Source organism: Variovorax sp. UMC13 (genome assembly GCF_014170375.1).
Classification (GTDB): Bacteria; Pseudomonadota; Gammaproteobacteria; order Burkholderiales; family Burkholderiaceae_C; genus Variovorax.
The window spans coordinates 246,550-261,131 of record NZ_LZZW01000036.1 but is presented as its reverse complement, the minus strand read 5'-3'; the positions used below and the strand labels follow the sequence as shown (position 1 = coordinate 261,131).

12 protein-coding genes are annotated in these 14,582 nt (G+C 70.8%); 4 read left to right on the top strand and 8 right to left on the bottom strand.

Going from position 1 to position 14,582, the window contains the following annotated elements; all coding sequences use genetic code 11:
• Positions 1-14: 14 nt before the first annotated feature.
• A complete protein-coding gene (locus tag A9977_RS30790) occupies positions 15-1,409 on the bottom strand; it encodes an amidase family protein (RefSeq protein WP_183028604.1) in 1,395 nt (464 codons plus the stop codon).
• Positions 1,410-1,695: 286 nt separating this feature from the next.
• On the opposite strand from A9977_RS30790, the gene A9977_RS30785 reads away from it, so the two are divergent.
• The 3 genes from A9977_RS30785 to A9977_RS30775 are packed head-to-tail and all read left to right on the top strand — an operon-like array spanning position 1,696 to position 7,621.
• Positions 1,696-2,949, top strand: coding sequence for an efflux RND transporter periplasmic adaptor subunit (locus tag A9977_RS30785; protein ID WP_183028603.1), 1,254 nt, complete (start codon positions 1,696-1,698; stop codon positions 2,947-2,949).
• 9 nt (positions 2,950-2,958) lie between these two features.
• Positions 2,959-6,135 (top strand): efflux RND transporter permease subunit, encoded by a 3,177-nt coding sequence (locus A9977_RS30780; RefSeq protein ID WP_183028602.1) that lies wholly within the window; start codon positions 2,959-2,961, stop codon positions 6,133-6,135.
• Position 6,136: 1 nt separating this feature from the next.
• Positions 6,137-7,621 carry an efflux transporter outer membrane subunit gene (locus A9977_RS30775; protein ID WP_183028601.1) on the top strand — a complete coding sequence of 495 codons (1,485 nt, stop codon included), beginning with the start codon at positions 6,137-6,139 and terminating at the stop codon, positions 7,619-7,621.
• On the opposite strand, the gene A9977_RS30770 is transcribed toward A9977_RS30775, so the two are convergent.
• On the bottom strand, positions 7,618-8,214 hold the full coding sequence (locus tag A9977_RS30770) for a DNA-3-methyladenine glycosylase (RefSeq protein ID WP_183028600.1): 597 nt from the start codon (positions 8,212-8,214) through the stop codon (positions 7,618-7,620). The genes A9977_RS30775 and A9977_RS30770 overlap by 4 nt on opposite strands.
• A gap of 53 nt (positions 8,215-8,267) precedes the next feature.
• Between A9977_RS30770 and A9977_RS30765 the strand changes: the two genes are divergently transcribed.
• Positions 8,268-8,516, top strand: coding sequence for a DUF3297 family protein (locus A9977_RS30765; protein WP_183028599.1), 249 nt, complete (start codon positions 8,268-8,270; stop codon positions 8,514-8,516).
• 7 nt (positions 8,517-8,523) lie between these two features.
• Here A9977_RS30765 and A9977_RS30760 read toward each other — a convergent pair whose 3' ends face one another.
• The 6 genes from A9977_RS30760 to A9977_RS30735 are packed head-to-tail and all read right to left on the bottom strand — an operon-like array spanning position 8,524 to position 14,492.
• Positions 8,524-9,252 carry an SDR family oxidoreductase gene (locus A9977_RS30760; protein WP_183028598.1) on the bottom strand — a complete coding sequence of 243 codons (729 nt, stop codon included), beginning with the start codon at positions 9,250-9,252 and terminating at the stop codon, positions 8,524-8,526.
• Positions 9,253-9,292: 40 nt separating this feature from the next.
• Positions 9,293-10,435 (bottom strand): CaiB/BaiF CoA-transferase family protein, encoded by a 1,143-nt coding sequence (locus A9977_RS30755; protein ID WP_183028597.1) that lies wholly within the window; start codon positions 10,433-10,435, stop codon positions 9,293-9,295.
• Positions 10,432-11,556: an extracellular solute-binding protein gene (locus tag A9977_RS30750; protein ID WP_183028596.1), complete on the bottom strand. Its 1,125-nt coding sequence runs from the start codon at positions 11,554-11,556 to the stop codon at positions 10,432-10,434. The genes A9977_RS30755 and A9977_RS30750 overlap by 4 nt, the downstream gene beginning before the upstream one ends.
• A gap of 37 nt (positions 11,557-11,593) precedes the next feature.
• Positions 11,594-12,907: a TRAP transporter large permease gene (locus tag A9977_RS30745; RefSeq protein WP_183028595.1), complete on the bottom strand. Its 1,314-nt coding sequence runs from the start codon at positions 12,905-12,907 to the stop codon at positions 11,594-11,596.
• The gene (locus A9977_RS30740; RefSeq protein ID WP_183028594.1) at positions 12,904-13,452 is read right to left on the bottom strand and encodes a TRAP transporter small permease; all 549 of its coding nucleotides are present in this window, start codon (positions 13,450-13,452) and stop codon (positions 12,904-12,906) included. Before A9977_RS30740 ends, A9977_RS30745 begins: the two co-directional genes overlap by 4 nt.
• A gap of 35 nt (positions 13,453-13,487) precedes the next feature.
• A complete protein-coding gene (locus tag A9977_RS30735) occupies positions 13,488-14,492 on the bottom strand; it encodes a C4-dicarboxylate TRAP transporter substrate-binding protein (RefSeq protein ID WP_183028593.1) in 1,005 nt (334 codons plus the stop codon).
• Positions 14,493-14,582 lie beyond the last annotated feature (90 nt).

Genomic DNA, 14,582 nt, shown 5'->3' with positions numbered 1-14,582 from the left:
CGCTGCGGCGTCGCTCAGTCCACCGGCATCGGCGGCGCGCCCCGCGCCTCGATCGCCTCGCCGGCCGCCAGGCACAGGTCCTCGCGGAAGCGCCCGGCGACGAGCTGCACGCCGACCGGGCTGGCGCCGGCCATGCCGGTCGAGACCACCAGCGAGGGCAGGCCGGTGAGCGGCAGGCCGATCATCGGCGTCTGCGCGGCCCAGACACGGGCGTAGGCCTCGGCGCCCTGCAGGTCGAGGTCGGCCGCGAAGGGCAGTTCGGCGCTGGCGGGCATCAGCAGCACCGGGTAGCGCGCGCCGAAGAATTCCTGCCAGGCGCGGGCCAGCGTGGCGCGCTGGGCCAGGGCGGTCGAGAACCGGGCCGCGCCGAGCGATGCGGCCACGCCGGCCTGGCCGGCGAGCGCGGCGATGGCGCCCGGGTCGCCCTCCTGGCGCGCGGCCTCGACCATGGCTTCGTAGCCGTCGCCCATCCACAGCAGGGTCTGGACGCGGCAGGCTTCCTCCAGCGGCGGCAGGTCGTCGATCTCCTCCACGGTCCAGCCGGCGTCGCGCAGGCGCTCGGCCGCGTCGTGCAGCGCCGCGCAGATCGCGGGCGCGGTGGCCAGCCCGTCGGGCCGCAGGCACAGCGCGGCGCTGCGAGGCTGGGCGGGGCCTTCCAGCGGAGCGGGCACCCACCACGGATCGCGGTCGTCGGGGCCCGACATGGCCGCCAGCGCCAGCCGCAGGTCGGCCACGGTGCGCGCGAGCGGGCCCGAGACGGCGGTGATCTGGCCGCCGATGGTGCGTTCGGGGCCGGAGGCGTTGAAGGCCGCCACCCGCCCCAGCGAGGGGCGCAGGCCGTGCACGCCGCAGGCGTAGGCCGGGTAGCGGATCGAGCCCGCGATGTCGGTGCCGTGCGCGATGTGGCCGATGCCCGCGGCCACGGCCGAGGCGGCGCCGCCGGAGGAGCCGCCCGGCGTGAGCGCCGCATGCCGCGGGTTGAGCGTGCGGCCGTGCAGCCGGTTGTCGGTGAACCAGCGGTAGCTGAAGGCGGGGGTGTTGGTGCGCCCGACGATCACCGCGCCGGCCCGCTCCAGGTTGTCGACCACCGGGCTGTTGGTGGCGGCGATGCGGTCCTTCTGCAGCCGCACGCCGTTGGTGGTGGCGAAGCCGGCCTGGTCGATGTTGACCTTGACGGTGACCGGCACGCCCGCCAGCGGGCCCAGGCGCTCGCCGCGCGCCAGCGCCGCGTCGATGGCGTCGGCGCGGGCCAGCACGGCGTCGGGCCGCCAGTCGACCACGGCATTGAGCCGCGGGTTGACCGCGGCGAGCCGGGCCAGCGCCGACTGGGCGGCCTCGACGGCCGAGAGCTTGCGTTGCGCGATCAGGGCCGCGACGTCGGAGGCGGAGAGGCGCCAGATGTCTGTCATCCCAGCGGTGTACCGTCTGGCGCGCCGGGTGTCCAGCGGCGGCCGCACGAAGCCGCCCACGAAAAGCTGCGTTGCGGCAGAATCCCGGCGGGCCGGGCGGCCCGACAGGGAGTGCATCCAGGTGCCGTCGAGCCGCCGATTGCAGGCATCGCACTTGCATGGCACCACCAGCGGCAGCTTTCTTTGTGAAGTTCGGTAAAGCTGACCGCTTGCAAAGCCTGGCGTTGAACTCGATACCCCCGGCTGTTTCACACTCTGCGTTCGCCCACCTATTCACTGCGCTCCCATGCCCCACCTTGCCCGACCCGTGCCGCCCGCCACCGCCTCCCGCGGGCTCCGAATCGGCCTTGCCCTGGGTCTGGTCGCCGCCCTGGTGGCCGCCGGCTGCTCCCGCACCGACAGCGCCAAGGCGGCCAAGCCGGCGCAGGTCCGCGAGGTCGGGGTGGTGACGCTCAAGACCGAGCGGCTGGCCTTCAGCACCGAGCTGTCGGGCCGCACCGTGGCGCCGGTGATCGCCGAGATCCGGCCCCAGGTGGGCGGCATCATCCAGAAGCGGCTGTTCACCGAGGGCTCGCAGGTCAAGGAAGGCCAGGCGCTCTACCAGCTCGATCCGGCGCCGTTCCAGGCGGTCCATGCCAGCGCGCAGGCCAACGTGCGCAAGGCCGAATCCACGCTGGCCACGGCCCGCACGGTGGCCAGGCGCAATGCCGAACTGGTCAAGATCGACGCGATCAGCCAGCAGGTCAACGAAGCCACCCAGGCGGCCGCGCTGCAGGCCGAGGCCGACGTGGCGGTGGCGCGCGCGGCCGAACAGACGGCACGCATCAACCTGGGCTACACCCGCATCAACTCGCCGATCACCGGCTGGGTCGAGCTCTCGAGCGTCACGCCCGGCGCGCTGGTCACGGCCAACCAGGCGACCGCGCTCACCACGGTGCAGCAGCTCGACCCGGTGCACGTGCACGTCACGCAGTCCAGCAGCGAGCTGCTGCGCCTCAAGCGCGACCTGGCCGAAGGGCGACTGCAGCGCGGCAACGCCAACGAGGCGCCGATCAAGCTGCTGCTGGAAGACGGCACGGCGTACCCGCACCCCGGCCGCCTGACCTTCTCCGGCGTGACCGTCGATGCCGGCACCGGCAGCGTCACGCTGCGCGCGCTGGTGCCCAACCCCGACCGCATGCTGATGCCCGGCATGTACGTGCGCGCGGTGCTGCAGGAGGGCGTGAACGAGGCCGCGCTGCTGATCCCGCAGCAGGCCGTGACGCGCGCGCCCGACGGCAGCGCCTCGACGCTGGTGGTCGACGCCGACAACAAGCTGGTCAAGCGCGCGATCGTGGTCGGCCGCGCGATGGGCAACCGCTGGCAGGTGCTCAGCGGCCTGGCCGCGGGCGAGCGCGTGCTGGTCGAGGGCTCGCAGCGCGCCCGCCCGGGCGACACGGTGCGCGCGTCGGAGGTGGTGCCCACGGGCGCCAACCCAGCCGCGAAGTCGCCCGGCGCGGCGGCCAGCGTCGCCGGCACGGCCGTCGTGGCCGCGCGCTGAGGAACCCGCATGGCACAGTTCTTCATCGACCGCCCCATCTTCGCGTGGGTGCTGTCCATCGTGGTCATGCTCGCGGGCCTGATGTCGATCCGCACGCTGCCGCTTGAGCAGTACCCGGACATCGCACCGCCGCGCGTGTCCATCGTCTCGACCTACACCGGCGCCTCGGCCAAGACGGTGGAGGACTCGGTCACGCAGGTGATCGAGCAGCAGATGACCGGCGTGGACAACCTGCTCTACATCCAGGGCACCAGCAACTCCTCAGGCGTCTCGCGCATCCAGCTGACCTTCGCCCCGGGCACCAACATCGACGTGGCGCAGATGCAGGTGCAGAACAAGCTGCAGCCCGCGATGGCGCGGCTGCCGCAGCAGGTGCAGACCCGCGGCGTGTTCGTGATCAAGGGCGGCAACGACTTCCTGATGATCGTCTCGATGTACTCGGACGACGGCAGCGCCTCGGCGGTGGACGTGGGCGACTACATCACCAGCAACCTGGTCGACGTGATCAGCCGCATCGACGGCGTGGGCGAGGTGCAGACGCTGGGCACCGGCTACGCGATGCGCATCTGGCTCGACCCCGACAAGCTGCGCAAGTACTCGCTCATGCCCTCGGACGTGAACACCGCGCTGCAGGCCCAGAACGCGCAGGTCTCGGCCGGCCAGCTGGGCGCGCTGCCCGCCACCGGCAACCAGCAGCTCAACGCCACCATCACCGCGCGCAGCAAGCTCAAGACGGTGGAGCAGTTCGGTGCCGTGGTGCTGCGCGCCACGCCCGACGGCGCGGTGGTGCGGCTGCAGGACGTGGCGCGGATCGAACTCGGCGCCGAGAACCTGACGGTGCGTTCGGTGCTCAGCGGCCGGCCCGGCGCCGGCCTGGGCGTGGTGCTGGCCGACGGCGCCAACGCGGTGCAGGTGGCGGCGGCCGTCAACGCCAAGATCGCCGAGCTCAAGCCCTTCTTCCCGAACCAGCTCGAGACCTTCGTGAGCTACGACACCACGCCCTTCGTGAGCGCGTCGATCGACGAGGTGGTGAAGGCACTGGCCGAGGCCATGCTGCTGGTCGTGCTGGTGATGTACATCTTCCTGCAGAACTTCCGCGCCACGCTGATCCCCGCGATCGCGGTGCCGGTGGTGCTGCTGGGCACCTTCGGGGTGCTCTCGGTGTTCGGCTATTCGATCAACACGCTGACCATGTTCGGCATGGTGCTGGCCATCGGCCTCCTGGTGGACGACGCCATCGTGGTGGTCGAGAACGTCGAGCGGGTGATGAGCGAGGAGGGCCTGTCGCCCAAGGAGGCGACCAAGAAGTCGATGGCCGAGATCACGCCCGCGCTGGTGGGCATCGCGCTGGTGCTGTCGGCGGTGTTCATCCCGATGGCCTTCTTCGGCGGCTCGACCGGCGTGATCTACCGCCAGTTCTCGATCACCATCGTCTCGGCGATGGTGCTGTCGGTGCTGGTCGCGCTCACGCTCACGCCGGCGCTGTGCGCCACGCTGCTCAAGCCGGTGCCCAAGGGCGCGCACTCGCCGCACGGCGCGCCGCGCAAGGGTCCCCTGGGCTACGTCGACCGCTTCTTCGCCGGCTTCAACCGCCGCTTCGACAGCGGCGCCGACCGCTACCAGGGCATCGTGGGCGGCATCCTGCGCCGCGGCAAGCGCAGCCTGCTGGTCTACGTGGGCATCTGCGCGGTGATGGCTTTCATGTTCCTGCGCCTGCCCACCTCCTTCCTGCCCGACGAGGACCAGGGCTTTGTGCAGGTGCAGATCACGCTGCCGCCGGGTTCGTCGAACGCCCGGCTGCAGCCGGTGATCCAGCAGGTGCAGGACTATTTCGACAAGCAGCCCGAAGTCGTCGCGATCAACCTGCTGACCGGCCAGAACGGCGACCAGAGCTCGGCCCGCGCCTTCGTCAAGCTCAAGGACTGGAGCGAGCGCACCGGCAAGGACAGCTCGGCCGCGGCCATCACGCGGCGCGCGAGCCGCGACCTGTCGACCATCCGCGACGCGCGCATCTTCGTGCTGCTGCCGCCGGCGGTGCGCGGGCTGGGCGCCAACGCGGGCTTCAACTTCTTCCTCAAGGACCTGAACGCGCTGGGCCACGACGCGCTGCTCAAGGCGCGCGACCAGGCGCTGCAGCTGCTCAACGCGCGGCCCGAGATGGCCAACGTGCGCAGCAACAACCTGGAAGACACGCCCGAGTTCGCGGTCGACATCGACGATGCGCGCGCCGGTGCGTTGAGCCTGAACACCAGCGCCATCGACAGCACGCTGTCGACCGCGATGGGCGGCACCTACGTCAACGACTTCCTCAACAACGGCCGGGTGAAGCGCGTCTACATGCAGGGCGACACCGCCTTCCGCATGCTGCCCAGCGACATCGGCCGCTGGAGCGTGCGCAACACGCTGGGCCAGATGGTGCCCTTCGGCGCCTTCTCGAGCACGCGCTGGACCTACGGCTCGCCGCAGCTGATCCGCTACAACGGCAGCCCCAGCTACGAATTCGTGGGCGACGCGGCCGCGGGCGTGAGCTCGGGCGCGGCGATGCTGGCGGTGGAAGAGGTGATGAAGCAGATGCCGCAGGGCATCGGCTACGAATGGACCGGCGCCTCCTACCAGGAGCGGCTGTCGGGCGCGCAGGCGCCGATGCTCTACGCCATCTCGATCCTGTTCGTGTTCCTGTGCCTGGCCGCGCTCTACGAGAGCTGGTCGGTGCCCTTCTCGGTGATCCTGGTGGTGCCGCTGGGCGTGGTGGGCGCGCTGCTGTTCACCTGGACCCGCGGCCTCAGCAACGACGTGTACTTCCAGGTCGGGCTGCTCACCACCGTGGGGCTGTCGTCGAAGAACGCGATCCTGATCGTGGAGTTCGCCAAGCAGCTGCACGAGCAGGGCAAGAGCGTGATCGAGGCCACGCTGCAGGCGGTGCGCCTGCGGCTGCGGCCCATCCTGATGACCTCGCTGGCCTTCGGCTTCGGCGTGCTGCCGCTGGCCATCGGCACCGGCGCGGGCGCGGGCGGCCGCCAGTCGATCGGCACCGCGGTGCTGGGCGGCATGGTGGTGGGCACGGCCCTGGGCATCTTCTTCGTGCCGCTGTTCTTCGTGCTGATCAGCAGCTTCATGGAACGTCGCCGGGCGCGCAAGAATGCCTCGTCGGCCTCGACACCGGCCATCGAGCAAGGGAGCCATTGAGATGACGCGCCACACCGCTTCCTCGCGACGCGCCACCTTCGGCCTGGTGCTGCCCGCGGCGCTGCTCGCGGGCTGCGTCAACCTCGCGCCGCAGTACACGCAACCCGCCGCGCCGGTGCCCGCGGCCTGGACCTCGGCCGCCGGTGCCGACACCGCCGCGCCCGCCGCGCGCGACATCGGCTGGCGCGACTTCTTCGTCGATGCGCGGCTGCGCGGCGTGGTCGAGCTGGCCCTGGCGAACAACCGTGATGCGCGCGTCGCCGCGCTCAACATCGATCGCGCGCTGGCGCAGTACGGCATCTCGCGCGCCGCGGCCTTCCCCGCGCTCGGCCTGGGCGCGGGCGGCAACCGCACGCGCACGCCGGGCGGCGTGTCGGCCAGCGGCGTGTCGCGCACCGCGACGCAGTACAACGTGAACCTCGGGCTCACCGCCTACGAACTCGACCTGTTCGGCCGGGTGCGCAACCTCAACGAGGCCGCGCTTGAAAGCTACTTCGGCACCGAGGACGCACGCCGCGGCACGCAGATCAGCCTGGTGGCCGAGGTGGCCACGGCCTGGCTGGTGCTCGCGACCGACCAGCAGCGCCTGCAGCTGGCGCGCGACACGCTGGCCAGCCGGCAGAAGTCCTTCGACCTCATCAAGCGCAGCTACGAGCTCGGGGCCCAGTCGGGCCTGGCGCTGGCGCAGGCCCAGACCACGGTCGACACCGCGCGCGCCGACGCCGCGGCCTTCGACAGCCAGGTCGAGCAGAGCCGCAACGCGCTGACGCTGCTGGTGGGCACCGCGGTGCCGCCCGCGCTGCTGCCGCCGCCGATCACCGAGATCGCGCAGGCGCCCGCGGCCCAGCTGCTGCCGCCGCCGGCCGAGCTGCCCTCGTCGGTGCTGCAGCAGCGGCCCGACGTGCTGGCGGCCGAGCATGCGCTGCGTGCGAGCAACGCCAACATCGGCGCCGCGCGCGCGGCCTTCTATCCGCGCATCACGCTGACCGGCTCGGCCGGCACGGCCAGCAGCAGCCTGTCGGGCCTGTTCAAGGACGGCAGCGCGGCCTGGAGCTTCGCGCCCTCGATCAACCTGCCGATCTTCGACGCCGGCCTCAACCGCGCCAACCTGGGCGTGGCCCAGGCGCAGCAGCAGATCCAGCTGGCGACGTACGAGAAGACGCTGCAGGTGGCCTTCCGCGAGGTGGCCGATGCGCTCGCCGCGCGCCGCACGCTGGGCGAGCGCCTGGCGGCGCAGCAGTCGCTGGTGGCCGCGACCACGCGCGCCTTCGAGCTGTCGGATGCGCTGTTCAAGAGCGGCGGCGCGGCTTATCTCGACGTGCTCGATGCGCAGCGCTCGCTCTACACGGTGCAGCAGTCGCTGATCAGCCTGCAGCTGATCGAGCAGGCCAACCGGCTCACGCTCTACAAGGTGCTGGGCGGTGGCTGGCGCGAGACGACGGAACAGGCGGCCGGCAATGCCGCGCCGGTGCCCACCGGCGGCTAGCGGCCTGCGGTGCGGAAGGGCTTGCTCAGGAAGCGCGAGCCCTTTTCGCCGAAGCGCCACGGCACCTCGGCCGCCTTGGTGATGCCGATGCGCGGGCCGACCTCGACCTGCACCGGCGGCTGCTCGCCCGGCGCGGCGATCAGCACGAAGGGCGGCGCATCGAGCGCCTGGCCGTTGAAGCCCGCATCGATGCCCAGCGCCTGCCCGACGCGACCCGGGCCCGCGCACAGCAGGCGCAGGTCCTCGAGCCCGCGCCGGCGACGCATGGTCGCCAGCCCGGCCGTGGGCTCGAGCGCGCGGATCAGCACGCCGGCGCCGTGGCCGGCCTCGCGGCAGACGAAGTTCAGGCACCAGTGGATGCCGTAGGAGCGGTAGACGTAGACCCGGCCCGAGGGGCCGAACATGGCGGCATTGCGCGGCGTCGGCCCGCCGAAGGTGTGCGAGGCCGGGTCGTCGCGGTCGTAGGCCTCGGTCTCGACGATGCGCCCGCCCACGCCGTCGACCAGCACCGTGACACCGATCAGCGCGCGCGCCACCACCTCCGAGGGGGCGTCGAAATCGATGGCGGCGAGGCGATGCAGGGGTCGTGGCATGGACCCGCGCAGTTTCCCAGAGAAAATGGCGGCTTCGAAGAAATCACATGCCCATGACCGATACCACCGACCGTCCCGCCCTGCCCGACCATCTCTCCATCGACCCGCGCAGCCCGCACCACGTGGCCGCCGTGTTCGAGCACGACATCGGCATCCGCTTCAACGACAAGGAACGCGCCGACGTCGAGGAATACTGCATCAGCGAAGGCTGGATCAAGGTGCCGGCCGGCAAGACCGTCGACCGCAAGGGCAAGCCGCTGCTGCTCAAGCTCAAGGGCCGGGTCGAGGTGTTCTACCGGTAACGAAATCTCAGATCGCCCAGCCGCCGTCGATCACGTGGATCTGGCCGGTGGTGTAGGTCGCCTGCGCCAGGTAGAGCACCAGGTCGGCGATCTCCTCGGGCTGGCCGATGCGGCCGATGGGCTGGCGCGCGATGAAGGCGGTGCGCGCGGCCTCGTAGTCGCCCTGCGCGCGCAGCCGCTCGTGCAGCGAGGGCGAATCGACGGTGCCGGGGCAGATCGCGTTGCAGCGCACGCCCTGCGCCACGAAGTCGGCCGCGACCGACTTGGTCAGGCCGATCACCGCCGCCTTGGTCACGCCGTAGGCGAAGCGGTTGGGCACGCCCTTCACGCTGCTGGCCACCGAGGCCATGTTGATGATCGCGCCGTCGCGGCGCGCGAGCATGCCCGGCAGCACCGCGCGGATGGTGCGCACCATGGCCTTGACGTTGAGGTCGTAGGCGAAATCGAGATCCTTCTCGGGCGCCTCGAGCACGTTGCCCGCATGCACCACGCCCGCGCAGTTGAATAGCACGTCGACCGCGCCGATCTCGGCCACCAGCGCCTGCACGGCGCTGTCCTGCAGCACGTCGAGCCGGCGGGTCTCCACGCCCGGCAGCGCGGCGAGTTCGGCCAGCGCGGCTTCGTTGATGTCGGTGGCCCAGACGGTGGCGCCGGCGCGCGAGAAGGCTTCGACGCTGGCGCGGCCGATGCCCTGGGCGGCGGCGGTGATGAGGACGGTCTTGCCTGCGAGGCTCATGGTGGGTCTGGATGGAAGAAACGTTGAAGAAAAAGAGGGATCAGAGGCCGAACTCGGCCCGGATCGGCGCGCTGTGCTCGCCCACCCGCGGTGCGCCGCGGGCGCTGCGGGCGCGGGCGCCGTCGATGCGCACCGGGCCGCGCGTGGTGTGCACCGGCGTGCCGTCGCCGCGCTGCACCGTCTGCAGCATGTCGAGCAGGCCGAAGGCCTGGCTCTGGAGCAGGCGCGGCCAGTCGAGCACCTCGGCGCACCACACGTCGGCCGGCTGCAGCCGTGCGAGCCAGTGCGCGGTGGGCTGCTGCGAGAGCGTGGCCGCGATCAGCCGCTTGATCTCGTCGCGTTGGGTGAAGGCGTCCTGCGCGCCGTAGCCGGCGAGCGCGGGCAGGGGCAGCGTCTGCGCCAGTTGCGCCAGCGGCATCATCGCGAGCGCCAGGTAGCCGTCGCTGGTCGGGTAGATGCCGTAGGGCGCGGCGAGGTAGGCGTTGGCGTTGCGGAAACCCGCGCGCGTGGGCAGGCGCTTGCCGTCGTTGAGGTGGGTGGTGAGCAGTTCGAACTGCAGGTCGACCAGCGCCTCGAGCAGGCTGGTCTGCACATGCGCGCCTTCGCCGGTGATGCCGCGCCGCACCAGGGCCGCGAGGATGCCTTCGGTCAGCGCATGGCCGGCCAGCATGTCGGCGATCGAGAGCCCGAGCGGCACCGGGCCGTCGCCCTCGTGGCCGTTGAGCCAGGTCACGCCCGAGAGCGATTGCGCGAGCAGGTCCTGGCCCGGCATGTCGACCCAGGGCCCGCTCTCGCCGTAGCCCGAGACGCCCGCATAGACCAGGCGCGGGTTGATCGCCTTCGCGTCCTCGTAGCCCAGGCCCAGGCGCTCGATCACGCCGGGGCGGAAGTTCTGGATCAGCACGTCGGCCCGCGCCACCAGCCGCTTCAGCGCGGCCAGGTCCTCGGGCTTCTTGAGGTCGATCGCCAGGCTCTCCTTGTTGCGGTTGATCGCATGGAACAGCGTGGAGTCGCCCCCCACGTCGGTGTCGGTGAGGTAGAGCGTGCGGCAGATGTCGCCGCTGCCCGGGCGCTCGACCTTGATCACGCGTGCGCCCAGGTCGCCCAGCCGCAGGGCGGCCGAGGGGCCCGACAGGAACTGCGCGAGGTCCAGCACCAGCAGGCCTTCGAGCGGCGCGGTCATGGCGCGAGGCTCTCGCGGAACATGGTGTTGAGCGCCTGCACGATCGCGCGCGCCGGCTCGGCCGACTGCAAGCCGGCATTGAGCCGCAGCGAAGCCGCGTGCTGGAAGGGCATGTAGCCGTCGTGCCGCGGCCGCACCCAGGCGCCCTCGAGCGTGGCGCGTGTGGCGCGGTAGAAGTCGCCGGCGGTGGTGTTGACCGCCTCGTCTTCCCACGCCGCCGCATGGCCGGGCTGGCCGCCCGCGGCGGCGAAGGGGCCGCGCTGCGCCTCGGCGTCGGCCACCCAGAGCGCGAAGTCGAAGGCCTCCGCCGCATGCGCGGTGCGTGCCGACACCGCGATGCCGGTGCCGCCCAGCGCGGATCCCACGGGGCCGTGGCCCTGGAAGCGCGGGATGTCGGCGAAGCCCAGGCGCACCGGCCGGAAGCCCTGCCAGGCGTAGTTGACGTAGCCGTAGATCAGCGGCACGCAGTCGATGCGCGAAGCCGGCTGCGCCATGGCCTCGAACACCGCGATCGGGTCCATCGCGAGGCACTGCGGATCGATCACGTCGATCACCGCACGCAGCTGTTCGCAGACTTCGCTCGCCACCTCGACGTCGAACAGCTCGGGGCCCTCGACGCGGCCCGGTGCGCCGCGCTGCGCGCAGAGCGTGTAGAGGCACATCAGCGAATGCGGCGCGCGCAGCGGCAGCGCGACGCGGCCGGCCCGGGCGAGCTCGCGCACCTGCGCCCAGTCGGTGGGCGCGGCCTCGAGCCGGTCGGGCCGCCAGGCCTGCACCTGCGTGGCGGCGTCGATGGGCAACGCCCATTGCCGGCCCTGCCAGTGGTAGCTGGGGAAGGAGCGGCCGACGGTGCCTTGCGCGATCGACGCGAGCCGCACCTCGTCGAAGGGCAGCAGGCAGCCTTCGCGCGTGACCTGGCCCACGTGCGGATGGTCGACCACGATCAGGTCGTACTGGCGCGCCAGTTCGTCGACCGGGAAGGACTCGAAGTCCTGCAGCGAACGGCGGTCCCAGCTGATCCGGACGCCGGTGCGCTGCTGCCACAGCGCCGAGCAGGCGGCCAGGGGTTCGTAGCCGCGTGGGTGGTCCCACGTCATGCCCTTGAGGGTGATGGTTGTCATGCGGATTCGACGGAAGGGAGAACGGTCGCGCGGGGCGTCACTGCACGGCGCCGGTGCCGTAGAGCAGGTTCGGCAGCCACAACGAGATCTGCGGGAAGATCGAGAGGATGACCAGCAGGCCCATCATCACGGCCAGGTAGGGCACCACCTCGCGCGAGTAGTCGCCCATGCGCACCTTGAGCGTCTGCGAGGAGATGTACATCAGCCCGCCCACCGGCGGCGTGATGCCGGCGATCGTGAGGTTGGTGATCAGCACGATGCCGAAGTGCACCTTGTCGATGTGCGCGCCGTCGATCAGCGGCAGCAGCATGGGCGTGAGGATGATCAGCGCAGCCGAGCCCTCGATGGCCGTGCCCAGCACGATCAGCACCAAGTTGATCAGCAGCAGCAGCAGGATCGGGTCCTTGGTGGTGCCCGCGAGCCAGCCCGACATCGCCTGCGGCACCTGCTCCCACGAGAGGTAGAAGCCGAAGGCCGAGGCGGCGCAGATCATCATCATCACGCTGGCCGAGTCGCGCACCGATTCGGCCAGCACTTCCGGCAGCTGGCCGATCTTCATCTCGCGGTAGCCGAAGATCGCGACCGCCAGCACGTAGAGCACCACGATCGCGCCCGACTCGGTGGTGGTGAAGATGCCGTAGCGCGTGCCCAGGATGATGACCACCGGGATCGACAGCGCCCACAGCCCGTCGATCAGCGCCTGGCCCAGTTCCTTGGCATTGGCGCGCGTGGCGCGCTGCGGCTTGTACTTGCGCCGGATGGCCAGCACGTGGGTGGTGAACATCAGCGCCACGGCCAGCAGCAGGCCCGGCACGATGCCGGCCGCGAACAGCCGGCCGATCGAGGCCTCGGCCAGGAAGCCGTAGATGATCAGCCCGATCGAGGGCGGGATCAGCGCGGTGATGATCGCGGCCGAGGAGGTGATCACCGCCGCGAAGGGCGCGCTGTAGCCGCGCGCCACCATCTGCGTGCCGATGGTCTTGGCCAGCATCGCGGCATCGGCGTTGGCCGAGGCGGTGAGGCCGCCGAGCAGCGTGGCGAGCACGGTGCACATCTGCGCCAGCGCGCCGGTCATGTGGCCGACCAGCACTTCGGCCAGGTTGAGCAGCCGCCGCGTGATGCCCGAGGCGTTCATGATGCAGCCGGCCAGCACGAACAGCGGCAGCGCCAGCAGCGACACCGACTCGGTGCCCTCGGCCATCTGCTGCGCGAAGTTGGCCAGCGGCATCTCGCCGATGTTGAGCACGAAGAAGCCCAGCGCCGCGATGGCCATGGCCCAGGTGATGGGCGTCTGCAGGGCCAGCAGCACCAGCATCAGGATGGCCGGCAGCCAGAGGTGGAAGGAACTCACAGCGACATCTCCGAAGACGGTTGCCATTTCCAGCCCGTGGCCCAGGGCTTGAGCAGGATGTGCTGCACCAGCATGAGCAGCGACGCGAAGGCCATCGGGCCGTAGACCACCGAGCGCGGGATGTCGATGACCACCACGCGGATCGAGTGCGCAATGACCGCCTGCCAGACGAACATGGCGGTCAGCGTGGCGAACAGCACGGCCAGCAGCCACCAGTTGAAGATGAAGATGCCGCGCCGCACCGCGGGCGGGAACATCGCGACCAGGGCGTCGACGTCGGCATGCATGCGCCAGCGGATGCAGGCCGCGGCGCCGAAGAACACCAGCCAGCCGAAGGCGATGACCGCGACCTCGAAGGTCCAGGAAGCGGGTTGCGGGAACAGGTAGCGCGTGACCACGCCCCAGGTGATGGACAGCACGATGGCGCAGGCGCAGAGCACGCCGATGGCCTCGTCCGCGCGGCGCAGGCTCAGCAGGGGCCCGGGCCCGATCGGCGCAGGGAGAGGCGCCGCCGGCGGGCCGGCGGGAACGACCGATTCAGTCATGGATGTGAAGTGTTGGAATGGACCGAAGCGGCCGCTCAGCGCGTCATCGCGGCGCGGACCTTGTCGTACATGCCGGGCGTGAGGCCGGGCACCTTGGCGTAGGCGACCTTGGCCTTCTCGGCGAAGGCCTTGTGGTCGACGTCGGTCACGAACTGCACGCCGGCCTTCTTCATCTCGTCGGCATAGGCCGCGTCGGAGGCGAGCGTGAGCTGCGTCAGTTCGGCGCCGGCCTTCTTGCCTTCGTCGAGCAGCACGGTCTGCAGGTCGGGCGGCAGGCTCTTGAAGAAGTCGGTGCTGGTGACCATCGCGACGTACATGGTCTGGTGGGCCGTGGTCGACAGCACCTTGCGCACCTCGTAGAGCTTGGAGCCGACCAGCGAGCCGTAGTTGGCCTCGGCCGCATCGACCACGTTGGTCTGCAGCGCGTTGTAGACCTCGCCCCAGGGCAGCGCGGTGGGCCGGCCGCCGAGGGCGGTGAAGGTCTCGAGCATGATCGGCGAAGGCGGCACGCGCAGCGTCATGCCGGCCATGTCGGCGGGCGTGCGCACCGGCTTGCTGCCCAGCACGTGGCGCACGCCGAACAGGCCGTCGACCACGATCAGCTTCATGCCCTGCTGCTCGAGGCGGGTCGACATCTCCTTGAACACCTCGGAGGCGAACAGCTTCTTCGCCTCGTCCTGGCTGCCGTAGAGGTAGGGGCCGGCCAGGATGCCGAGGTCGGGCACGAACTGGCTCAGCTGGCCGTAGTCGGTCACGCTCAGCACCCGCGCACCGCCCTTGATCATCTCGTTGACCTTCTTCTGCGGGCCCAGCTGGTCGCCCGTGAAGATGTTCAGCGTGATGCGCCCGCCCGAGCGCTCCTTCACCCGGTCGGCGAAGGAGTGCATCACCTTCACCACCGGTTCATTCGGGTTCACCTGCGAGGTGGAGAAGCGCAGGCTGTAGTTCTGCGCCGCCGCGGGCGCGACGGCGCCGAGGGCCAGCGCCAGACCGGCGGCGAGGGTGGACAGGGTCGAAACGACGGTGCGGCGGGAGGTCATGGTTGTCTCCAAGGGAGAGCGCTCGGGGCGCATTGGTGTAATTCCTATATGAACTATCAGTTCATGTATGAAATGATGCTGCCAGACGGG